At 62.4% G+C, this 22724-nt stretch carries 23 protein-coding genes; 10 read left to right on the top strand and 13 right to left on the bottom strand.

The window, feature by feature from the left end:
• Positions 1-9: 9 nt before the first annotated feature.
• The 8 genes from pgaB to ABCV34_RS10370 all read right to left on the bottom strand — a co-directional run bounded on the left by pgaB (position 10) and on the right by ABCV34_RS10370 (position 8083).
• Positions 10-2031, bottom strand: a complete 2022-nt coding sequence (pgaB, locus tag ABCV34_RS10405) for a poly-beta-1,6-N-acetyl-D-glucosamine N-deacetylase PgaB (protein ID WP_345796155.1) — start codon at positions 2029-2031, stop codon at positions 10-12.
• Between the two features lie 14 nt (positions 2032-2045).
• Positions 2046-4451: a poly-beta-1,6 N-acetyl-D-glucosamine export porin PgaA gene (pgaA, locus tag ABCV34_RS10400; RefSeq protein ID WP_345796154.1), complete on the bottom strand. Its 2406-nt coding sequence runs from the start codon at positions 4449-4451 to the stop codon at positions 2046-2048.
• Positions 4452-4521: 70 nt separating this feature from the next.
• Positions 4522-4839, bottom strand: coding sequence for a curli-like amyloid fiber formation chaperone CsgH (gene csgH / locus ABCV34_RS10395; RefSeq protein ID WP_345796153.1), 318 nt, complete (start codon positions 4837-4839; stop codon positions 4522-4524).
• A gap of 99 nt (positions 4840-4938) precedes the next feature.
• Complete coding sequence (locus ABCV34_RS10390; protein WP_345796152.1) at positions 4939-5562, bottom strand: hypothetical protein; 624 nt, start codon at positions 5560-5562, stop codon at positions 4939-4941.
• A gap of 96 nt (positions 5563-5658) precedes the next feature.
• Complete coding sequence (locus tag ABCV34_RS10385) at positions 5659-6213, bottom strand: hypothetical protein (RefSeq protein WP_345796151.1); 555 nt, start codon at positions 6211-6213, stop codon at positions 5659-5661.
• 36 nt (positions 6214-6249) lie between these two features.
• A complete protein-coding gene (locus ABCV34_RS10380) occupies positions 6250-7206 on the bottom strand; it encodes a CsgG/HfaB family protein (RefSeq protein WP_345796150.1) in 957 nt (318 codons plus the stop codon).
• Between the two features lie 28 nt (positions 7207-7234).
• The gene (locus ABCV34_RS10375; RefSeq protein WP_345796149.1) at positions 7235-7639 is read right to left on the bottom strand and encodes a curli assembly protein CsgF; all 405 of its coding nucleotides are present in this window, start codon (positions 7637-7639) and stop codon (positions 7235-7237) included.
• On the bottom strand, positions 7640-8083 hold the full coding sequence (locus ABCV34_RS10370; RefSeq protein WP_345796148.1) for a curli production assembly/transport protein CsgE: 444 nt from the start codon (positions 8081-8083) through the stop codon (positions 7640-7642). It lies immediately after the preceding gene.
• Positions 8084-8402: 319 nt separating this feature from the next.
• Between ABCV34_RS10370 and ABCV34_RS10365 the strand changes: the two genes are divergently transcribed.
• The 9 genes from ABCV34_RS10365 to ABCV34_RS10325 all read left to right on the top strand — a co-directional run bounded on the left by ABCV34_RS10365 (position 8403) and on the right by ABCV34_RS10325 (position 15706).
• Positions 8403-8876 carry an ATP synthase subunit I gene (locus tag ABCV34_RS10365; RefSeq protein ID WP_345796147.1) on the top strand — a complete coding sequence of 158 codons (474 nt, stop codon included), beginning with the start codon at positions 8403-8405 and terminating at the stop codon, positions 8874-8876.
• A gap of 25 nt (positions 8877-8901) precedes the next feature.
• A complete protein-coding gene (gene atpB, locus ABCV34_RS10360) occupies positions 8902-9780 on the top strand; it encodes a F0F1 ATP synthase subunit A (protein WP_345796146.1) in 879 nt (292 codons plus the stop codon).
• Between the two features lie 99 nt (positions 9781-9879).
• Positions 9880-10122 (top strand): F0F1 ATP synthase subunit C, encoded by a 243-nt coding sequence (gene atpE, locus ABCV34_RS10355; protein WP_043684944.1) that lies wholly within the window; start codon positions 9880-9882, stop codon positions 10120-10122.
• A 129-nt stretch (positions 10123-10251) separates the two neighbouring features.
• The gene (locus ABCV34_RS10350) at positions 10252-10722 is read left to right on the top strand and encodes a F0F1 ATP synthase subunit B (RefSeq protein ID WP_345796145.1); all 471 of its coding nucleotides are present in this window, start codon (positions 10252-10254) and stop codon (positions 10720-10722) included.
• Between the two features lie 12 nt (positions 10723-10734).
• Positions 10735-11274, top strand: a complete 540-nt coding sequence (locus tag ABCV34_RS10345; RefSeq protein WP_345796144.1) for a F0F1 ATP synthase subunit delta — start codon at positions 10735-10737, stop codon at positions 11272-11274.
• 36 nt (positions 11275-11310) lie between these two features.
• Entirely contained in the window at positions 11311-12852 is a 1542-nt protein-coding gene (atpA, locus tag ABCV34_RS10340) for a F0F1 ATP synthase subunit alpha (protein WP_345796143.1), read from the top strand.
• A gap of 53 nt (positions 12853-12905) precedes the next feature.
• Positions 12906-13805 (top strand): F0F1 ATP synthase subunit gamma, encoded by a 900-nt coding sequence (gene atpG, locus ABCV34_RS10335; RefSeq protein WP_345796142.1) that lies wholly within the window; start codon positions 12906-12908, stop codon positions 13803-13805.
• Positions 13806-13849: 44 nt separating this feature from the next.
• A complete protein-coding gene (gene atpD / locus ABCV34_RS10330; RefSeq protein ID WP_345796141.1) occupies positions 13850-15271 on the top strand; it encodes a F0F1 ATP synthase subunit beta in 1422 nt (473 codons plus the stop codon).
• A gap of 9 nt (positions 15272-15280) precedes the next feature.
• Positions 15281-15706 carry a F0F1 ATP synthase subunit epsilon gene (locus ABCV34_RS10325; RefSeq protein ID WP_345796140.1) on the top strand — a complete coding sequence of 142 codons (426 nt, stop codon included), beginning with the start codon at positions 15281-15283 and terminating at the stop codon, positions 15704-15706.
• A 376-nt stretch (positions 15707-16082) separates the two neighbouring features.
• Here ABCV34_RS10325 and ABCV34_RS10320 read toward each other — a convergent pair whose 3' ends face one another.
• From ABCV34_RS10320 to ABCV34_RS10300, 5 genes are read right to left on the bottom strand one after another with little or no spacing between them, the layout of a single operon-like run.
• The gene (locus ABCV34_RS10320; protein WP_345796139.1) at positions 16083-17465 is read right to left on the bottom strand and encodes an amino acid permease; all 1383 of its coding nucleotides are present in this window, start codon (positions 17463-17465) and stop codon (positions 16083-16085) included.
• A 28-nt stretch (positions 17466-17493) separates the two neighbouring features.
• Positions 17494-17964, bottom strand: coding sequence for an HIT family protein (locus tag ABCV34_RS10315; RefSeq protein ID WP_345796138.1), 471 nt, complete (start codon positions 17962-17964; stop codon positions 17494-17496).
• A 53-nt stretch (positions 17965-18017) separates the two neighbouring features.
• The gene (gene trpC / locus ABCV34_RS10310; protein ID WP_345796137.1) at positions 18018-18815 is read right to left on the bottom strand and encodes an indole-3-glycerol phosphate synthase TrpC; all 798 of its coding nucleotides are present in this window, start codon (positions 18813-18815) and stop codon (positions 18018-18020) included.
• Positions 18812-19846, bottom strand: coding sequence for an anthranilate phosphoribosyltransferase (gene trpD, locus ABCV34_RS10305; RefSeq protein WP_345796136.1), 1035 nt, complete (start codon positions 19844-19846; stop codon positions 18812-18814). Before trpD ends, trpC begins: the two co-directional genes overlap by 4 nt.
• Positions 19847-19878: 32 nt before the next feature.
• Positions 19879-20445 (bottom strand): aminodeoxychorismate/anthranilate synthase component II, encoded by a 567-nt coding sequence (locus ABCV34_RS10300; RefSeq protein ID WP_345796135.1) that lies wholly within the window; start codon positions 20443-20445, stop codon positions 19879-19881.
• 571 nt (positions 20446-21016) lie between these two features.
• Here ABCV34_RS10300 and lldP point away from each other — a divergent pair.
• A complete protein-coding gene (gene lldP, locus ABCV34_RS10295; RefSeq protein ID WP_345796134.1) occupies positions 21017-22702 on the top strand; it encodes an L-lactate permease in 1686 nt (561 codons plus the stop codon).
• The last annotated feature ends 22 nt before the right edge of the window (positions 22703-22724 follow it).

Below are 22724 nucleotides of genomic sequence, written 5' to 3'. Positions count from 1 at the left end.
GGGTCCTCCTTAGCGGTGGGGATACCAGGCGTTCGAGATAGCGGGCCGGATGATTTTCAGGTCCGGCTGGTTTTCGACGAAGTTGTCGGGGTAGTAGCCGAAATTCTGGATGCCCAGTCGCTGCAGGTGCTGCATCCAGCTCGCCAGCGTGCGGCTGGGCACGGGCGGTTGGCCCGGCAGGTTCCAGTTGCGGGCCTGGAGCTCGAAGACCGTGTGATCCAGGGCGCCCGGGTGCTGGCTGACCGTGGCGACCAGGCGATCGATCCATGCCACGGACTGCGACGCGGGAACCTGTTCCATCAATGGCATGGTCATGGGCACGGTCCAGTCGTAGGTCTGCAGGAAGTCGTCCAGGTTCTGGGCGAACCAGGTCTCGCTCGCGGGGTTCAGGATCGGCTGGGCGTACAGGTTGCGGGCCGTCTGGACTTGGGGCCCCCGGGCCGCCCTGACGTGCTCGGCCAGTGTCTTGGTGAAGTCGATCAATGCCTGGCTCTTGAGACGGGTCCAGCGCTGCAGGGTTGCCGGGTCGGCCCGCAGCGCCCGGATGGAATCGGGCAGACCTGCCTGCCGGTAGGCCGCCAGGGCCGGCGCGCTGGCATCCTCGAAGTCGCTCAGCAGCGCATCGTCATGGAACAGGATGCCGTCGATTGGCGCATTGCGGGCCATGTCCTCGTATAGACCGATGATGTCGGCGCGCGCCTTGGGGTCGAAGACCGACAGGCGCCGGTACTGGTCGGGGTCGGGTTGCGGGGCAGCATCCGGATGGTCAGGATCCCAGCGGCTGACGCGGGCGATCGTGGGTGACAGGTCGAAACTCAGGACGGGCATCCAGGCGTAGACATCGACGTGTGCGCGCGTCCGCAGTTGCCAGACGGCGCGGTTGAACAGGTCGGCGCGCATGGGCAGCCAGCGGTTCGGGAAGTAGACCGAACGCGTCAGGCCGTCGCCGGTGGGATCGGCGAATGCCTGCAGGAAGACCGTGCTGACCTGCAGATCGGCGATCCGTTGCACCAGGGCGCCCAGGTTTTTGTCCATCTGGGCCGGATCCGGATCGTAGACATAGTCCAGGTCGACCTGTGCCATGCGTATCCGGGGGCGCGATTCCACGCGCAGGATGGATTGGGCAAATCTGGCGACGTTGGGTGAATCCGTCACCAGCATCCGGGGCATGGACATCAACTGGTCCGCGCTGCCGAGCCCATCGTCGAGGGTCAGCGCCATCTGGTAGCCATGCTGGCGGATGATGTCCAGGGCCTCTCCGCTGGCGGCGCCGTACGGCCAGATCCAGACGCGTGGCGCCTTCCCGGTCACCTCGCGGATCTTCCGGGTGATTTGTTCGACGTCCTGGCGGATGCGCTGACGATAGGCGGCATCTGTTTCATAGGTCTGCGTTTTCGGGTCGTACCGGTGGGTGGCCGCTGCGGGCTGCAGGCTCCCTTGAGGGTTGGCGGGGATGCCATAGTGCAAGTTCTCGGTATGCGAGGCAATATCGACCAGGCCCGACTGGGCCACCTGTCTGACCTCGTCCCAGGTGGCAAAGCGTTCCCTGGGGATCCGATCGTCGCCGAATTGCACGGCTTGGTTGGACGGGGTGCCGACCCACTCGCCCACCGGCGCCCAGATGGCGGGCCAGTTCATGGATTTCAGGATGGGGAAGACACGGGTGTAGAAACTGCGGAAGCCGTCGTCGAAGGTGAGCACGACGGCCTTGGGCGGGAGTGGTTTGCCGCCGGCGTGGGCCGTCAGGATCTGGTCGACGGAGACCGGCTGGTAGCCGTTGTCGCGCAGCCATCCCATCTGCGCGATGAACAGGTCCGTGCGCACCGCCACGAAGCGTTGATCGGGGTCCTTGTCTTCGATGTCGTGGTAGGCCAGCGCCAGCAGGGCATTGTGGGGCCAGGGTTGGTCGATGCGCGCCACTGGCCGTTCGGCGGGCGGGGCAAAGGTCGGGATGTCGCGCGCGCAGCCGGCCAGCAGGATCATGCAGAACGACAGCAGAAGCAGGCGCAGGCGGAAGGCGAAGGATTGCATGGCGTACTCCTGTCTCAGAATCGGTACGTCATGTTGACGAGGAAGTTGTAGTCGCGTTCCCGCTGACCATCGTAGGGACGCGACGTCCCGGTGATCATGAAACCGATGTCCAGAACATCGTTGTAGCGGTAGCGCTGGCCATAGCCGACCGTGACGATGCCCCCTGTTCCGAAGCCCTGTTGCGAGTAGATGCCCCCGCCCAGCAGGAATTGCTGTTCCCAGCGGTTCTCGTAGCGCTGGTACAGCGTGTGCGTAAGCTGCAGGGCGGGCAGAACCGTCAGGTCGGATTTCGGGTTGAAGTAGGGCGCGTCGTTTGCCGTATTGTGCGAGGTGGACAGATTCAACAGCGCGTCCACTTTTACCGTCGGTGCGGTGTACAGGCGCTGACGGCCGGACAGACTGGCTTCCAGGCGGTTGTTGCCGTCGGAAAAGAACGAGGGCGTGACCGTCAGGGTCCATTCGCGCCGATCGTCACCCCGCCAGCGCAGGGACGCATTCAGGCTGTTGGCGGTAATGTTGTTCTTCAGGGCACGCAGCGGCGTGTCCCTGGACAGCAGGGCCGCGCCGGCGCCCACCTGCCAATGGTCGTTCAGGTCCACGAAGACCGACGCGGCCGCGCCGGTCTTCGTGCCGTAACCGTAGCGGTTGCCGGAGACTTCCGCCTGGGCCGTGACATCCCGGCTGCGCCATTCGGCCCCGGCGCGCGCCCAACCGTAATAGCCATTGCCTTGGTCGAATTCACCCTGGGAATAGCCCGTGCCGGCGAACACCCGCCAGTTTTCGTCGATGGGCGGCGAATACAGCACGGTGTCGAGGTTCCAGTCGTGGCTGCCCAGCACGGGGCTGTTGGTCGTCACGCCGCGGCTGGCGGTCATCCGCCACTCGGCCATGTTGTGGACGTCCCATTCCCGCGCCAGCCGCCGGACCGTGGCGTCTTCGGGGGCGCGCGCCACCACGTCGTCGCGCAGCAGTTTCGCTTGGCGCCATTCCTGCAATGCCATGGCGGTTTCGGCCTGGCCCACCTCGACCCTGATGGATCGTGGCATCTGGGATTCCGCGATTTTCAGATCGCGTTCCGCCTGGCGCGGCAAAGCCCGCGCCTGGTAGACCCCGGCGCGTACCGTCCGGATGTTGGTGTTGTCCGGGGCTGTCTCCACCATCTGGTCGAGTGACCGCTGCGCCTGCACTGAATCGCCTTCATAGAGATAGCCCTGGGCGCGGGTCAGTTCGGCGTCCACGCGCAAGGGATTGGGCGCACGCACCGGGGTGCCCTTGTAGTAGTTCCAGATCGGTTGTTCCTGGATGGCGCGGTCCATCCCGGCATTGGCTGCGCCATCCTGATTGGATTCGGTCAGTGCATAGAACAGGCCGCTCTGATCGGCCAGCCGGATGGCCGAGGCATAGTTTTCGGGTGTGGTTGCCAGCGACTGCTGGAACAGGGGGGCGGCTTTTTGCGGCTGTCGGAGATAAAGATAGGCGGACGCCACATCCCCCAGCGCATAACTGGGCACCGGGGTGCCGTCGGCCTGCATTGCTTCGTAGCTGGTCACGACGTCCCGCATGCGCCGGCGGGCATGCAGGGCTAGCAGGCGGTCCGCCTCGGCGCGCTGGATGTCGGCCCGCGCCGTCGGCCCGAGATCCCGCCATTCGGTAATCAACCGGTCGTACATGGCCAGCGCCTGATCGGCCAGGGCGAAACGGCTGGCCTCGCCCCGGGAATCCACGGATGCCGCCCGGGTCAGCTGGGCGGCGACATCGGCCTGCAGCGAGCGGATCTGGGCGGGGTCCATCATGCCGGGGTGCGTCTGCGCCATGCGCAGCGCCGTCTGGGGCAGTTGTGCACGCTGCTGTGCCAGGGCGTAGGCGCGCACCACGTAAGGCTTGGCCGGTGCCAGATCGTAGGCCTGAGAGGCCTGTTCCAGGGCGGCGTAGGGCTGTCCCGCCTGGCTATAGGCGTAGTCCAGCGCCAGATGGCTGTCGGCATTCCCAGGCCGCTGGGTGACGAGCTGCCGGCCGCGTCGGATCGCGTCATCGGTGCGGCCGGCGTCGGCCAGCGTCATGATGTGGCCGTAGGTGAATGCCGGCTGATCACGGAACCGCCGTTCACCCTGCTGATATAGGGTGATCGCGGGGTCCCAGCGCTGGGTGTCGCGATAGGCGCGCGCCACCGTGTTCAGGGCCGGGGATGATAGGTTGCCGGGGGACCCGGCCTGTTCGTAGGCCTGAATGACTGCCCTGCTGTCGCCAGCCCACCCCGAGATCACGATGTAATCCGCCAAAGCACGGCGGTCGTTGGGGGTTTGTTGCAGGCGCTGCCTTAACATGGCCAGCGCCGGCGGATAGTCGCCGGCGCGCGCCTGTCGTATCAACGTGTCATAGCTTTGTGTCGGCGCACACAAAGCTATGCCAGGCGATGCCAAGGCCGTACAAATTGTAAGCGCAACGGGTAGCAGACGGTTCGACAAGGCGGGCCTCGCGGTCAGTCGTGGTTTACTGGGCTCGCGGGCATTCAAACTGATAGCTGCCCGCCGGGTTACCGTTGGCAAACAAAACCAGCTCGATCTTACACTGGTCCCGTTCTCCGACAGATAGGGAGAAACGCGTGAGTGCAGTAGGGGTATTGGCCTTCAGTTGCACGTCGCCGCTCTGATTGATGGTGGATATGCCGCCGAGGCCCTGCTTGGTGGCGTTCAGCTGATATCGGACGATGCCGTTTTCACGACTTTGCACATAAGGGATGACCACGCTGGGCTGAGTGCCGGGTACGGTGTCCAGCCATGCTTGCAGGTTTGTATCCGCGGCCATCATGATCATCTCCGATGCGTGAATTGCACGATGCTGTTCCAGCGGCCGGGCGAGGCCCGAAGGCCCGCCCGGTAGTACCACCCCTGAACGGGGCCCGAAGGCTTACCAGCCTGTCTGATTGAACGTTGCCGTGTTGAAGGCGCCGATCTGGACGGCCGTTGCGCTCAGGTTTGAACCCGTCTGCATGACAGTGGCGGTATTCATATAGCCGTTCTGATACAGGTCGGCCCTCTGGTGCCAGCCATTCTTCTCCGTGACATTGGCGACGTTTTGGGCGCCGAGCTGGACGATCTTCGCATCGGCATCGACCGACGACGTCTGCTTCACGTTGGCCGTGTTTTTGTAGCCGTCCTGATACACATCGGACTTCACGCCCAGTGCGTATTCCTGCGTCGTATTGGCCACGTTCCTGTCGCCCTTCTGGACGATCTTGGAACTGGAGAAAGCAGTATGGGTTTGCGTGGCATTGGCATACTGGTTATAGCCGCGCTGCGTGATGTCGATCGAGGATGGCCCGAACCAGTTGTCCTTCTGGGTCGCCTTGGCCACGTGGCTGTTGCCCATCTGATTGATGGAGGCCGAGGCGCTGGCGTTGTACGCCTGCGTGATGGCCGCGTCATTGTTGAAGCCATTCTGGTAGGTGTTCCCAGTGCTGCCTGCGAATGCCGCGGTCCCTGCAAATGCCAGGGCGAGACCGGATGCCAGTGCGCAAAGTTGGGTTTTCATGGTGATGCTCCTCTAGAGTCAACAAGACCTGTTTGAGAAATACGCCACCCGGCGGTCTTGGTACCGAGCTTTGCACTAACGAAAACGGATATCGGCTTACTTGAAAAGAAATACTTTGAGCACCAGGCCGTTGCCGATCTGCGTGACCGGAGCCAGCGCTCCCGGGGCTAACTGGGTCACCATCAACTGGTTGGCGTTTCCGAACTGGTTGAGGGTTGCGGAGGCATTGCTGGCGTACTGCTCCAGCCTGGCTTTATTTCCTATTCCTCTTTGGTTGATCTCGCCGGAGTTGTTGCCACCGGTTTGCGTGATCGAAGCGTCATTGCCCATCCCATACTGGGCGACGACAGCGACATTGTTCATGCCGGTCTGAGAGGTCGTGGCGTGGTTGTTGACGCCTTCCTGAGAGACCGATGCCATGGCATTGGCGCCTTTCTGGGTGATGTGGCTGGTGTTCAGGGTTCCTTGCTGAAAGGCCGTGGCCCGCAAGGATGGTGTGCCCAGCTCCGTGGGAGGCAGTTCCGACAGGGACGAAAGATCCGGATTGCCGCAGTAGCCCGTCAGGGGGGCTGCCGTCAGCAGCGCGAAGATGCCCAGGATCAGCCCCTGCCGGGCGGACTGACCTGTGGTGGGTGGTTTGAAATCGATCATGATGGGCTCCAGATCAGGCGGAGGGCGGCAGGGCGCTCAATGCGCGGATGCCTTGCCATCGTCTGTTGTGACCACTGTTTCCGGCTTGGTTGGCTGGCGTGGGGTCACTGTCACGGTGTATTCCTTCCTCTCGGCGTTCAGATAGCGCTGAAGCAAGGGATTGTTCCAGTCGGACGGGTTCTTCAGGCGCCAGAGGTTGTCCTTGATTCCCCCGACGGTCAGATGCATGACGGCGGCGTCGATGGCTTCCTTGACCGCCAGCTGGGCGGGTTCGTTGTTGGTGTAGCCTCCTTCGATCTCAAGCAGGTCGTAGTAGTTGACGAAACGGAAATAGCTCGGGTGGATTTCGTACGACCAAATGGTCTTGCTGGTGGACACACTGTTCAGGATCTCGCCGGTGTTGACGTCCACGGCCCGCAGATTGATCGTGACCTGGTCCACGCTGTACTGGGTCGTCAGGCCGATTCCCAGGAATTTGGCGCCCAGGCCTCCGGTGCGCGTATTGGTGTCATAGGCGACGATGCCGCCTTCCAGGATGATCGACGCGGGCAGCAGGTTCGGGACACCGGCGCGCGGTTGCCCTCCGTTTTGCGGTTGATCGTCCACCGCGCGCAGGACCCGGCGTTCGGTCAGCAGGGATTGCAGGCCTTCGCGTTCCACCGGGATGTACCAGCCGGAATCCTTCAGGGCTTTCATCAGCATCGACGCGGCACCCTGGGTCACGGCCGTGGAAAACGCGCTGCTGGGCGACGGTTTGTATTGACCCGTCTCGTCCCGGAACCCATACACGGCCGCCACGATTTTGCGCTGAGGGGGGGGCAGCTTCAGCAGATCGATCGTGGAAGGCGTGGCCGGAGTCAGTTGCGCTTCATTCGACACGTTCATCGGCTTTTGCAAGGCGCAAGCCGACAGGGTCAGCAATGCCAGGGCGCTGATGGCCAGGCGACGAGCCCGGAATACGGCTGGGAAGATCGAGATCTGAAGGGTGCCCATGATAGATCCTCGAGGTTGGTTTTCCGGGTCAGTTGATCGGTATGTTTGTCGTGCCGGTGATGCTGGATGTGCTGGGGGTGGCGGTCGTCGTGCTGGATCCGTTCAGGTTGATGGGATGCGCATTTCCGTTGAGATCCACCCAATACAAGGTGTTACCTCGCTGGATCAGGAATCCGTTGTTGGTCTGCAGGATTTGCCCAATGTTGTCGAGCCCAAGGTCGTCCATCGGGTACGGGTATCGCTTCTGCGCCTGGGCGCTTTGCAGCAGGTTGGGACCGTTGAGCGGATTCCCGCCGAATGACGGGTTGACCGGCGTGTATTGCAGCTGCCCGGCGATCGCGGGGCCGGACAGCAGCGCGCAGGATGCAACAACCGCCAGCGCAGTCCGGATGGGGGCCTTCCGCAAGTGAGTCCTGACTTTATGTAAGCTCATTTACATCTCCTCGGGACCCAGGTCGGCGTCCTGAACAAACTTCCGCTGTGCGTCGATGATCTCGATGTTGTTGTGCACGACTTCCACTGCATTCCGGCTCTCGTCCTTTGCTCGGGAACGGGCGGGCGATAGAAACGTGTGATACAAATTCTGGTTCTGGTAACTGATCCAGATCTCGCTGCCGAACTGAGCGGTGGGCCGCTCCGTGATGGTCAGCGTGTTCTGAGAGTCCGGATACAACGCCTGCCAGACCTGCGTAAAGTTTCGGTAAAAATCCCATCCCAGCACGGTCATGGTTCGGTTGATCACGATCCCTCTGAGTGGATCGTTATTGATCTGCCCCTGATCCAGCACATTCTTCGGCGGTTCCGGTTCCTGCGCAGCCGCCACCGTGCTCAGAAGAGCCAGGACAAAGGCACTGCACCGAAGACCAGAGAACCGCACGGCGAACCTCCTGTGTCAGAACGAAACATTTGCTGAGCGTTTCGGACCGTGATGTGTAGGGACGATGTTACGAGTCGGCAAAATCCACACCCATAGGATGGACAAGCTAGGCCGTTTGTCCGGAAAAGACCTACGCCTCAACCGAATGCACTAGTCAATCGGCTCATTTGGCCGAGTGCCGAGCGTGGCGGGCGGAACTGAGTTAAAATGGTGCGCCTTTCGAGTCCGGGGGCTGGATCCTGACTGGAAAGACGCTATAATTCAAGGGTTTGACTATTGGCCACCTGGTTGGGTGGCCGTACTGTGAACGGCTGTTTTTATGGTTGATCGAACCGCATCGGATCCGCGCGGTGGGTTGGGTGACGGATCGTCGGCTTCGACCGAAGCGCTGGTGCTCAGCGATCAGGATCGTGCCGCCATTGCCAGACGTTCCAGGGTCGGCCTGTTTCAGGCGCTCGCGGCGCAGGCATTCACTGGAATGCTGGTCGTGCTGGGGGCCTGGGGGATTGCTGGGAAAGACGCTGGGGCTTCCGCCTTGATCGGGGCGGCGGCCTATTTTGTACCCAATTCGCTGTTTGCCTTACGGCTGCTGCTGGGGTACTTCGGGCCCAAACGCCCGGGATCGCTCGCCTTTTTCTGGGGTGAGGCCCTCAAGCTGACGGTAGCTGGCGGGGTGGTGGTCCTGGTGGCGTGGCACTGGGCCGGTTGGCTGGTCTGGCCGGCTTTTTTGCTGGGGCTGCTGGGCGTCATGAAGGGGTACGTGGTGTTGCTGGCCTTGCGCCGCATGCCATGATTTGATTACGTTTGAAGGGTTACCGATGACCGATGCTGTAACGACGCCTCAGTCCGAATACATTCAGCACCACTTGGTGCATTTGAACAATCTCGGTCACAAGCAGGACATCATTGCCAACTTCGGCGTCGTGAACTACGACTCCCTGTTCTGGTCCATCCTGATGGGGGCCATCGTCGTCTACTTTCTGTGGCGCGCAGCGCGCCACGCCACGACAGACGTCCCGGGGCGCTTCCAGACCTCCGTGGAAATGCTGGTGGGCATGGTCCACGAAGAAGCGAAGAACATCGTCCCCAACGAAAAGTCCCGCCTGTTCGCAGCGCCGCTGGCGCTGACCGTGTTTCTGTGGATCACGCTGATGAACGCGCTGGACCTGATCCCGGTTGACCTGATGGGCTCGCTCTTCCGCCTGACCGGTCTGGGCACCGATCATGCCGATCCGCTGTACTACCACCGTATCCTGCCGACCGCCGACCTGAACGTTCCGATGGGCATGTCCCTGGGCGTGCTGCTGCTGACGCTGTACTACGGCATCAAGATCAAGCACCCCGGCGGCTTCGTGAAGGAACTCTTCACCGCTCCGTTCCACGCCCATGGTGTGGGGGCCATTCTCCTGGCTCCATTCAATCTGCTGTTGAATCTCATCGAATATGTCGCCAAGACCGTGTCTCTGGGCATGCGGCTGTTCGGCAATATGTATGCAGGCGAACTGCTGTTCATGCTGATCGCCTTGCTGGGGGGTGCCTGGACCGGGATGAACGCGACTAGCGTCAGCCTCGCTTTCGGGCACGTGCTGGCCGGCTCGGCGTGGGCGATCTTCCATATCCTGATCGTGCTGCTGCAGGCATACATCTTCATGATGCTGACCCTGGTGTATATCGGGTTGGCGCACGAAGGCCACTAAAACGGTCTGCTCGGGAATTCCCGAGCAGGTCCACGGGCTCGTCCCGACTCTGGTTTTTGATTTTTCGACTAAACAACGTTTAATTACCAAGGAGTTGTTATGACCAACGTTGCATTCGTTGCTCTCGCTTGCGGTCTGATCATCGGTCTGGGCGCCATCGGTGCTTGTATCGGTATCGGCATGATGGGTGGCAAATATCTTGAAGCCTCCGCTCGTCAACCCGAGTTGATGAACACCCTGCAAACCAAGATGTTCCTGTTGGTCGGTCTGATCGACGCCGCCTTCCTGATCGGCGTGGGTCTGGCCATGCTGTTCGCGTTCGCCAACCCCTTCGTGGGCTGATTGCAGCGCAGGCCCGCGCTGTGCGTGTGGGCCAGGGGCTCGTCCGGCGGCTTCAGCGCGGCGGACGGCCAGGTTTGGTGCCTTGCGGGCTTGCCGCAGGGCACGAGTGGGTAAATTAGGGAAACGACCGTGAATTTAAACGCGACTCTCTTTTTCCAGATGATCGTGTTTTTCGTTCTGGGTTGGTTTACGATGAAATTCATCTGGCCACCCCTGACGAAGGCAATCGATGATCGGCGCCAGAAAATCGCCGACGGTCTGGCTGCCGCCGAAAAGGGCAAGGCCGATCTGGCGCAGGCTCAGGCCCGTGTCAGCCTGATGGAAGCGGCCTCCAAGACCGAAAACCATGCCCGTCTGGGCGAAGCCGAAAAACAGGCAGCCTCGCTGATCGACGAAGCCCGCCGCGAAGCCGAGGCCGAAAAGGCCCGGATCGTTGCTCAGGCCCGTCAAGATGCCGCTCAGGAAGCGCAACGCGCCCGTGAAACGCTACGCGCCGAAGTCGCCGTGCTGGCCGTCAAGGGTGCCGAGCAGATCCTGCGTCGCGAAGTCGACGCGAAGGCACACGCCGAGCTGCTGGACCAGCTCAAGGCGCAACTCTGATCAGGGCGAGTCATGGCTGAACTGTCTACTATCGCGCGACCCTACGCCGAGGCCTTGTTCGAAGCCGTGCGCAACGACGCGCGCGGCCTCGAGTCCTGGTCCGACATCCTGTCGTTGCTGGCCCAGGTATCGAGCCTGCCCGACGTGCTCGAAGCCATGGGCGATCCGCGTCTGAGCGACGCGCAACGCATCCAGCTGCTCACCGGGCTGATCCCGCAGGCGCTGCCCGAACCGGCCGCCAACCTCGTGGCTCTGGTGGTGGAAAACCACCGCGTCCAGGTTCTGCCTCAGATCGCCGAACAATTCGAGCAGCTGCGCAATCAGCTCGAAGGCACGGCGCTGGCGCGCATCACCAGCGCCTTTCCGCTGGATGACGCCCAGGTGGCCGGCCTGGTACAGGGTCTGGAGCGCAAGTTCGGCCTCAAACTGAAGTCGCAAGTCACCGTTGACCCGGAACTGATCGGCGGTGTGCGCGTCGCCGTCGGCGACCACGTGCTCGACACCTCCGTGCAGGCCCGGCTGGCCAGTCTGCGCGATACGCTGGCCGCATGATGGCGGGCCACATAACAGGATTCCAGGAGTCTTACCATGCAACTTAACCCGTCCGAGATCAGCGAACTGCTGAAAAGCCGCATCGAAGGCCTGGGTGCGTCCACCGACGTCCGCACACAAGGCACGATCGTGTCCGTGACCGACGGTATCACCCGCATCCACGGCCTGTCCGACGTGATGCAGGGCGAAATGCTCGAATTCCCCAATAATCGTTTCGGTCTGGCGCTGAATCTGGAGCGTGACTCCGTGGGCGCCGTGGTGCTGGGCGACTACGTCGGTCTGTCCGAAGGCGACGCCGTGAAGACCACCGGCCGCATTCTGGCCGTGCCGGTCGGCCCCGAACTGAAAGGCCGCGTGGTCGATGCGCTGGGTACCCCGATCGACGGCAAGGGCCCGATCAACGCCAAGGAAACCGACGTCATCGAAAAGGTTGCGCCGGGCGTGATCGCGCGTCAGTCCGTGTCGCAGCCGCTGCAAACCGGCCAGAAGGCCATCGACTCCATGGTGCCCGTCGGCCGCGGTCAGCGCGAACTGATCATCGGCGACCGCCAGACCGGCAAGACCGCTGTGGCGATCGACACCATCATCAACCAGAAAGGCAAGGGCGTTACCTGCGTGTACGTCGCCATCGGCCAGAAGGCTTCCACGATCAACAACGTGGTGCGCAAGCTGACGGAACACGGCGCGATGGAATACACCATTGTCGTGGCCGCCGCCGCGTCCGAATCCGCCGCCATGCAGTACCTGGCGGCTTACTCGGGCTGCACCATGGGCGAATACTTCCGCGATCGCGGCGAGGACGCCCTGATCGTATACGACGATCTGACCAAGCAGGCCTGGGCCTACCGTCAGGTGTCTCTGCTGTTGCGCCGCCCGCCTGGGCGCGAAGCCTATCCCGGCGACGTGTTCTACCTGCACTCCCGTCTGCTCGAACGCGCCGCCCGCGTGAATGCCCACTATGTCGAGCAGTTCACCAAGGGTGCCGTGAAGGGCAAGACCGGTTCCCTGACGGCGCTGCCGATCATCGAAACCCAGGCCGGCGACGTGTCCGCCTTCGTGCCGACCAACGTGATCTCCATCACCGACGGTCAGATCTTCCTGGAAACCGACCTGTTCAACGCCGGTATCCGTCCCGCCATCAACGCCGGTATCTCGGTGTCCCGCGTGGGTGGCTCGGCGCAGACCAAGGTCGTGAAGAAGCTCGCCGGCGGTATCCGTACCGACCTGGCGCAGTATCGCGAACTGGCTGCCTTCGCGCAGTTTGCCTCCGACCTGGATGATGCGACTCGTCGCCAGCTGGAACGCGGCAAACGTGTGGTGGAACTGCTGAAACAGCCGCAGTACCAGCCTCAGCAGGTCTGGGAACTGGCCGTGGCGCTGTACGCGGTCAACAACGGCTATCTGGACGACCTGGAAGTCGCTCAGGTGCTGGCGTTCGAAAAAGCCCTGAAAGACTATCTGAAGTCCAAGCACGAAGCCCTGATCCAACGCATCGAAGACGTGAAGGAACTGTCCAAGGAAGACGACGCCGCGCTGGGCGCCGCCATCCAGGAATTCAAGAAGCACGGCACGTTTTAAGTTGCAGTCGGGGTGCCTGACGGGCGCCCTGGTCAGCTCAAGGGAATAGTGGAATGGCCGGAATCAAGGAAATTCGAACCAAGATCAAGAGCGTGCAAAACACGCGCAAGATCACCAAGGCGATGGAGATGGTCGCCGCATCGAAAATGCGCAAGGCGCAGGATCGCATGCGGGCCGGCCGTCCCTACGCCACCAAGGTCCGTGCGATTGCTGCGCACCTGATGCAGGCGAACCCGGACTACACCCACCCCTACATGGTGGAACGCCAGAAGCTGTCGGCTGTGGGGATCGTGCTGGTCACCACCGACAAGGGTCTCTGCGGTGGCCTGAATACCAACATCTCGCGCCTTGCCTTGGCGCGGATCAAGGAATTCGAGCAGCAGGGCATCCGTGTGCAGGCGACCGCGCTGGGCTCCAAGGGCCTGGGGTTGTTGAGCCGTATCGGCGTCAATGTGGTTTCCTCGGAAGTCCAGCTGGGCGACGCGCCCAACCTGGAACGCCTGATCGGTGCCATCAAGGCGCAGATCGACGACTTCATCAACGGCAAGGTCGATGCGGTGTATCTGGCGACCAGCCGCTTCGTGAACACCATGAAGCAGGATCCCAGCTTCATCCGCCTGCTGCCGCTGCCCTCGGGGCTGGAAGATCCCTTCCAGGCCGGCGCCCAGGAAGACGACGCGGTGGAATCCAAGTATGGTTGGGATTATTTGTACGAGCCGGATTCCCAGACAGTCATCGACGAACTGCTGATGCGCTACGTCGAGGGCCTGGTGTATCAGGCCGTGGCGGAAAACATGGCCAGCGAGCAGTCGGCGCGGATGGTAGCCATGAAGGCGGCCTCCGACAACGCCAAGAAAGTCATCGGCGACCTCCAGCTGGTCTACAACAAGACCCGTCAGGCGGCCATCACCAAGGAAATTTCCGAAATCGTGAGCGGCGCTGCCGCGGTCTGATCGACGCAAGCTCCGGCATACCAGAGATATTTATAGGACTAAACATGAGCAACGGTACCATCGTTCAGTGCATCGGCGCAGTGGTGGACATTCAGTTTCCCCGCGACAGCATCCCCAACATTTACGACGCGCTCACCTTGACCGACGAGTCCTCCGCCTATGCGGAAAAGGGTCTGACGTTCGAAGTCCAGCAGCAGCTGGGCGACGGCGTGGTGCGCACCATTGCCATGGGTTCGTCCGACGGCCTGCGCCGCGGCATGGCCGTGGCCAACACCGGCGCGCCGATCTCGGTGCCGGTCGGTCAGGGCACCCTGGGCCGCATCATGGACGTCCTGGGTCGTCCCATCGACGAGCGCGGTGACATCCAGTCCAACGAAAAGCGCGCCATCCACCAGCACGCCCCGAAGTTCGACGAACTGTCGCCTTCTGTGGAACTGCTGGAAACCGGCATCAAGGTGATCGACCTGGTCTGCCCGTTCGCCAAGGGCGGCAAGGTCGGCCTGTTCGGCGGCGCCGGCGTGGGCAAGACTGTGAACATGCTGGAACTGATCAACAACATCGCGAAGGCCCACAGCGGCTTGTCGGTGTTCGCCGGTGTGGGTGAGCGCACCCGCGAAGGCAACGACTTCTACCACGAAATGTCCGACGCGGGCGTCATCAAGCTCGACAACCTGGCCGAATCCAAGGTCGCCATGGTGTTCGGCCAGATGAACGAGCCCCCCGGGAACCGTCTGCGCGTAGCCCTGTCGGGTCTGACGATGGCGGAATCCTTCCGCGACGAAGGCCGTGACGTGCTGTTCTTCGTGGACAATATCTACCGTTACACCCTGGCCGGGACCGAAGTGTCCGCCCTGCTGGGCCGGATGCCGTCCGCCGTGGGTTATCAGCCGACGCTGGCCGAGGAAATGGGCAAGCTGCAGGAACGGATCACCTCGACCAAGACCGGTTCCATCACGTCCATCCAGGCCGTGTACGTGCCGGCCGACGACTTGACCGACCCGTCGCCTGCCACGACCTTCCTGCACCTGGACTCGACCGTCGTGCTGTCGCGTGACATCGCCGCGCTGGGTATCTACCCGGCCGTGGATCCGCTGGATTCGACCAGCCGTCAGCTGGACCCGCAGATCGTTGGCGAAGAGCACTACGGCGTTGCCCGTGCTGTGCAGCAGACGCTGCAGCGCTACAAGGAACTGCGCGACATCATCGCCATTCTGGGCATGGACGAACTGTCGCCGGAAGACAAGCAGGCCGTGGCCCGCGCCCGGAAGATCCAGCGCTTCCTGTCGCAGCCGTTCCACGTGGCCGAAGTGTTCACGGGTTCGCCCGGGAAGTACGTGCCGCTGGCCGAAACCCTGCGTGGTTTCAAGATGATCGTCGAAGGCGAGTGCGATGCGCTGCCGGAACAGGCCTTCTATATGGTGGGCAGTATCGACGAGGCCTTCGAGAAGGCCAAAACTCTCCAATAAGGATTGCACATGGCGACTCTTCACATCGAAGTGGTCAGTGCGGAGGCCTCGATTTTTTCAGGCGAGGCGACGTTCGTCGCCCTGCCCGGAGAATCCGGCGACCTGGGCATTCTGCCGGGGCATACTCCCCTGATTTCACGTATTCGTCCGGGTACGCTGAAGATCAAGCGTGACGACGGCACGGAAGAGAACATCTTCGTGGCGGGCGGCATTCTGGAAGTTCAGCCGCACGCGGTGACGGTGCTGTCGGATACGGCCATCCGCGCCGCCGATCTGGACGAGGCCAAGGCGGTCAAGGCACGCGAGCGCGCCGAGGAAGCCTTGCGCAACACGAAGGACAAGGCGGACATCGCGGTGGTGGAAGCCGAACTGGCGATGCTGGCTGCTCAGGCGGCGGCAGCCCGGAAATTCAGCCAGAAGCGGACGTCGCACTGATCGGCTGGTTTTTGATCGGGTGCGATGAGAAGGGGTGCTCTTGTGAGCGCCCCTTTTTGCTTATGGCGTTCGTTGTGGCGTGACTGTGGTCCGTGGCGCGTGCCGTTTATGTTGCTTCGTGCGCAGTGGCGCGGGAAGGGCTGCCAGCGCGCCCCAGACGGCGGTCCGGCCTTTGGCCGGACTTCCCGGATCTTCTTCGTCCAGCCGGGCGGCGGGCGAACTCGGCCTTCGGCCTCAAACACACCCGCCGACTTCCCCCGGCTTCCCTTCAGAAGCATCCGGCGCCGTCCGACCGGGCGCGCTGGCAGCTCTTCCCGCACCACTGGAGCCTCTCGGGTTGATGGGGTGATTCTCCGGATTTTCCGGGTGAGATGGCCTACTGTGGGCGTGTCAGCCTCGAACTTTGACGGAGACGATATCCCATATACAACACCAGCAACCACACTGGCAGCACGTAGACCGCCGGCCGGGTGTCATCCAGCTGTGTCATCAGCCCCACCAGACCCGCCAGGAATGCCGCGCACAGATAGTTCACCCAGGGAAACCCGGGGGACAGGAAATGCAGTTGGGAGGCGTCGTGCGCCCGCCGGAAGCGCAGGTGCACCAACACGATCATCATCCAGGTCGTCGCTGCGGCAGCGGTGGCCACCGCCATGATCCGCATGAACGCGCCTTCCGGCACCAGGAAATTGATCACCACGATCACCAGCGTGCAGGCCGACGAGAACAGGATGCCCATCCAGGGCACCTGGCGGGGGCTCAAGCGCAGAAAAATGCGCGGCGCATTGCCCTGCTGCGCCAGGCTGTAGAGCATGCGTCCGTTGCTGTAGATGCCGCTGTTGTAGACCGAAACGGCTGCGGTCAGCACCACCAGATTCAGGATATCGGGCGCGGCGGGGATGCCCAGATTCGAAAAGATCAGGACGAACGGGCTGCCCTGGGTACCGATCTGATTCCAGGGGTACAGGATGACCAGCACGGCCAGGGCGCCGACGTAGAACAGCAGGATGCGCCACAGCACCTGATTGATGGCCTTGGGGATGCTGCGCCGGGGGTTGTCGGCTTCGCCGGCGGTGATGCCGATCAGTTCCGTGCCGCCAAAGGAAAACATCACCACGACCAGCGATAGCAGCAGGCCGCGGATGCCGTTGGGTAGAAAGCCGCCGTGGATCCACAGATTGCTCAAGCCGCTGGCCTTATCGTCGGAACCCAGGACGATCAGCAGCAACCCCAGGACGATCATGCCGATGATGGCGGCGATCTTGATGAAGGCCAGCCAGAATTCGCTTTCGCCGTACAGGCGCACGTTCAGCAGATTCAGCGCCGTGACCCCGAGCAGCACGACCAGGGCGCTGGCCCAAGCGGGAAAATCCGGCAGCCAGTAGTTCACGTAAATGCCCACGACCGATAGTTCGGCCATGCTGACCAGCACATACAGTAGCCAGTAGTTCCAGCCGGACAGAAAGCCGGCGAAGCCGCCCCAGTAGCGATAGGCGAAATGGCTGAAGGCGCCGGATACCGGTTCCTGCGTGGACATCTCGCCCAGCATGCGCATGATCAGGTAGATCACCAGCCCGCCGATCAGGTACGACAGGATGATGCCGGGCCCCACCAGCTGGATGGATGCCGCCGAACCATAGAACAATCCAGTGCCGATCGCGCCGCCCAGCGCGATCATCTGGATGTGGCGGTTCTTCAGGGTGCGGGCCAGAGTGGTTGGGCCGGAAACGGCGGGGCGTTCCGTGGGGTGTGCATGCATGGTGCGGTGTGGGAAGGAAAGTCAGTGATCACGCCAGGGGAGTGTTCAGCGCCCCTGGGATCGAACCGTGCAGGACAGGGATACGGGCCGAGAGGTCATGTGCCTGCCGCCGCCAGGCATCCTGCCGGCCGGGATCAGGATGGGCCGGCGCCCAGATGGCATCCGGGAAACAAGGGTCCGCGCGCCAGCGCGGGATCAGATGCCAGTGCAGGTGCGGGACCTGATTGCCCAGACTGGCCAGATTGATCTTGTCAGGTTGCAGGATCTGGCGTTGCAGGGTTTCGATCCGGTAGACCGTCCGCATCAGGTGATCACGGTCAGACGCGGACAGGTCCGTCATTTCGGGCACATGATCGCGCCAGATGACGCGGATGTAGCCGGGAAATGCGGTGTCATCCACGGAGATCACGCGCAGTCTAGTGTCTTCCCAGAGCAATCCGGCCGGGGCTGGACCGCACAGCGGGCAGGCGGGGTCGGATGAATGTTCGGCAGGACTCATGGGGCGCGGAGAAAGCGGAAGCGTGGTGCGTGACGGCCTGTCGCCCGATGCATTCATGGGCGCTCGAAGAACAGCTGATGCAGCGCCGTACCCGGGTCTTCGGTGCGCATGAAGGCTTCACCGACCAGGAAGGCCTGCACACCGTGCTCGCGCATCCGGTCCACGTCGCTGGGCTGCAGGATACCGCTTTCCGTGACCACCCGCTTGCCCGCCGGCACGTCGCTCAGCAGTTCCAGGGTTGTTTCCAGGCGGGTCTGGAAGGTGCGCAGGTTCCGGTTGTTGATGCCCAGCAGTGGCGTTTGCAGCGTCAGCGCGGCGTCCAGTTCGCTGCGGTCATGAATCTCGACCAGCACGTCCATGCCCAGGTCGATCGCCACGGCTTCCAGCTCGCGCAACCGGGCTGGCTCTAGTGCGGCGGCGATCAGCAGCACACAGTCGGCCCCTAAGGCGCGTGCATGGATGACCTGGTATGGGTCGATCAGAAAGTCTTTTCGCAGGACCGGCAGCGTGCAGGCGGCCCGCGCCTGGCGCAGGTGGTCGTAGCCACCCTGGAAGTACTGGACGTCTGTCAGGACCGACAGGCAAGCCGCGCCGTGGCAGGCATAGCTGGTGGCGATGTCGGCGGGATGAAAATCGGCACGGATCACGCCCCTGGAGGGCGAGGCCTTTTTGATTTCGGCGATCACGGCGGGCTTGCCCTGGGCGATCTTGTCCTCGATGGCGCGGGAGAAGCCGCGGATATCCTTGCGGCTGCGGGCTTCGCGCAGGAGTTCGGCCTCGCTGCGCATTTGCCGCGCGGTCGCGACCTCGATGCGCTTGGAATCCAGAATCTGTTTGAGAATATCGCTCATGATGCGAACCTTTGCGTGTACTGACGGAATTGTTCCAGTTTGTCGCGTGCCGCGCCAGAGGCGACCAGTTCCGCGGCGCGATGGATGCCGTCCTGGATCGAGTCCACCTGGTTGCCGGCATACAGGGCCAGGCCTGCGTTCAGGATGACGATATCGCGCGCCGCGCCTGCCGTGTTGTCCAGGGCGGCACGAACCAGCTGAGCGGATTCTTCGCAGTTGGCGACCTTGATGCTGCGATTCGAGACCATCGCGATACCGAAGTCCTCGGGGTGGATCTCGTATTCGAGCACTTCATCGTTCTTCAGTTCGCCGACCAGGGTGGCGGCCCCCAGCGATGCCTCGTCCATTCCGTCTTTGCCGTGCACGATCAGGACATGGCGCGACCCCAGACGCTGCAGGACACGCACCAGGATGCCGACCAGATCCGGGTGGAACACACCCATCAATTGATTCCCGGCATCGGCCGGATTGGTCAGCGGCCCCAGGATGTTGAAGATGGTGCGCACGCCCAGTTCCCGGCGTACGGCCGCGACGTTTTTCATGGCGCCGTGGTGCGCCGGCGCGAACATGAAACCGATATTGGTGGCGTCGATGGATTCGGTGACCTGTTCCGGCGTCGCGGTGATGCGCACGCCCAGCGCCTCCAGCACGTCGGCGCTGCCCGATGAGGAGGACGCGCTGCGGTTACCGTGCTTGGCGACTTTCACCCCGCCGGCGGCGGCGGCGAACATGGCTGCCGTGGAGATATTGAAGGTATGCGAACCGTCGCCGCCCGTGCCGCACATGTCCAGCAGGTCATCGGGATAGGGGGTCTTGACGCCCAGCGCGAATTCACGCATCACCTGAGCTGCGGCGGTGATCTCGCCCACGGTCTCCTTCTTGACGCGCAGGCCCATCAGCAGAGCGCTGGACATCAGGGGGGATACTTCCCCGCGCATCAGCATGCGCATCAGTTCCAGCATTTCGTCGTGGAAGATTTCGCGGTGTTCGATGCAGCGGACCAGGGCTTCGTTCGGGGTAATGGGAGGCATGAGAGGGGTTCCTTGGGTAGCGGCCGGATGGATTAGAGGTTCAGGAAATTGCGCAGCAGGGCATGGCCGTGTTCGCTGAGCACGGATTCCGGATGGAACTGCACGCCGTAGACCGGTAGAGTCTTATGGGCGACGCCCATGATCTCGCCATCATCGGTTTCAGCGGTGATGGACAGGCAGTCCGGCAGGGTGGCGCGCTCGATGGCCAGCGAATGGTAGCGGGTGACCTGAAAGGGGGACGGCAGCTCGTTGAAGACGTCCGTGCCGCTGTGGGTGATGGACGAGATCTTGCCGTGCATGAGGGTCTGTGCCCGGATGATGCGGCCGCCGAATGCCACGCCGATCGACTGGTGGCCCAGACAGACCCCGAGGATCGGTTTGCGGCCCGCGAAGTGGCGGATCAGTTCGATGGAAATACCGGCCTCGGCCGGTGTGCAAGGGCCGGGCGACACGCAGATACGGTCCGGGTCGAGGGCCTCGACCCCGGCCAGATCGATCTGGTCGTTGCGCACAACCTGAACCTGGGCGCCCAGTTCGCCGAAATACTGGACCAGGTTATAGGTGAAGGAATCGTAGTTGTCGAGCATCAGAAGCTTCATGATCAAGTATTTCCTTGGTCAGAAACCGCCGTACTGGAGACAGAGGGGGAACGAAGCTTTGCCTGCCAGAACGGCGGCAAAGTGCGATAAATCACGCATGAGGATGCCGCCCCTAAGAGAGGCGCCACCAAGTCGATGTGTGAAAGGTCGCGTGAATGGCCATGTCGGCATTCTACTGTGCGTCCCCGACCTTGTCGAGCAGGCAACCCCGCTGGGGTTTCGCCCGCGGGTTTCCGGGGAACGGGAGCCAGGGACTCTGGGGAATAACGATAAGGCCAAAAATGGTAATACCATAATAAGTGGTCAGTTAGTGTTTTCCCTAACCTTATAGATATGGGGCTATATCTCTTGCTATCTCTATATCATTGATTATTAATGGTAATTATCCTATATTCAGTGGTTTAGATATGCCTGATCAGCGAGTGGTCATTCATTGACCACCGAAACCGCGCCTTCCTATAATGACAGCTGCTGTTCAGAGATTTAGAAATGGTCAGTCCAATATAGTGTCGCGTCATCCTGCCGCGGGTGGACATTTCGACCAGAATTCCTACCCGAGAAAACCACAAAGATGTCCTCAATCTGGCAACAATCCTACGACCCGGCGGGTCACATCTGGCTGTCGGCCCTGGTCGCCTGCCTTCCCATCCTGCTGTTCTTTCTGTCCCTGACTGTCCTGCGCCTGAAAGGCTGGCTTGCGGGCACCCTGACAGTGCTATGCGCCCTGGCTGTCGCGCTGTTCTTCTACGGTATGCCGGCCAGCCATGCGTTGGCGGCGGCCGTCTATGGTTTCTTCTACGGCCTGTGGCCCATCGCCTGGATCATCGTGGGTGCCGTGTTCCTGTACAAGATCGCGGTGAAGACCGGGCAGTTCGATACCATCCGGGAATCCGTGCTGACCCTGACCGCCGACCAGCGTCTGCAGATGCTGCTGGTGGGTTTCGCCTTCGGGTCGTTCCTGGAGGGCGCGGCGGGTTTTGGCGCGCCGGTGGCGATCACGGCGGCCCTGCTGGTCGGGCTGGGGTTTCAGCCCCTGTACGCAGCCGGCCTGTGTCTGGTTGCCAATACGGCGCCGGTGGCCTTTGGCGCTCTGGGGATCCCCATTATCGTCGCGGGGCAGGTGACCAACATCCCGGCCTTCGCGATTGGCGAAATGGCGGGCCGCCAACTGCCGTTCCTGACCATCATCGTGCTGTTTGTCATCATGGCCATCATGGACGGCTGGCGCGGTGTCAGGGAAACCTGGCCGGCGGTGGTCGTGGCGGGCGGCAGTTTTGCCCTGACGCAGTACCTGACCTCGAACTTCATTGGGCCGGAACTGCCCGACATCACCTCGGCCCTGGTCGCCTTGGTGGTGCTGTCCGCCTTCCTGAAGGTGTGGCAGCCGGCGTCGATCTTCCGGTTTTCGGCCACGGGCAAGGGGACAGAGCACCTGTTGCCGGACGCGCCCGAGGCGCATCCCACGGGCCGCAAGTTCACCACGGGTGAAGTGCTGCGCGCCTGGTCGCCCTTCATTGTGCTGACCGTGATGGTCACGATCTGGTCGATCCCGCCCTTCAAGCATCTGTTTGCGGCGGACGGGCCGTTGCACGGCTGGATCGCCAGCGTGTCCGTACCGTGGCTGGACGGTCTGGTGCAGAAGATGCCGCCCATCGTGGCGCAGGCGACCACCTACGGCGCAGTCTACAAATTCGACTGGTTCTCGGCGACGGGGACGGCCATCGTGATCGCCGCGCTGATCACGGTGCTGGCGACTCGCCTGAAGCTGTCGACGGCGGTCTGCGTGTTCGGCGAGACCCTGAAGGAATTGGCGATCCCGATCTATACGATCGGCATGGTGCTGGCCTTCGCTTTCATCGCCAATTATTCCGGGCTTTCGGTCACATTGGCGCTGGCGCTATCCTACTCGGGGCGGGCGTTCACGTTCTTCTCGCCGTTCCTGGGTTGGCTGGGTGTATTCCTGACCGGGTCGGATACTTCGTCCAACGCCCTGTTTGCCGCGCTGCAGGCGACGACGGCGCATCAGATCGGTGTGCCGGAGGTCCTGCTGGTGGCGGCCAATTCCACTGGTGGGGTGACGGGCAAGATGATCTCGCCGCAATCGATCGCCATCGCCTGCGCAGCGGTGGGGCTGGTTGGCCGTGAATCCGATTTGCTGCGGTTCACGGTGAAGTACAGCCTGCTGTTTGCCACCATCGTCGGGATCATGACCACCTTGCAGGCCTATGTCCTGCCCTGGATGATCCCCGCCATCTGATCCGCCGGAGACCCCCACCGCC

The organism is Castellaniella sp. MT123 (assembly GCF_039614765.1).
Lineage (GTDB): Bacteria > Pseudomonadota > Gammaproteobacteria > Burkholderiales > Burkholderiaceae_B > Castellaniella.
The sequence above is the reverse complement of the archived record's forward strand: the minus strand, read 5'-3'. Positions and strand labels throughout refer to the sequence as shown.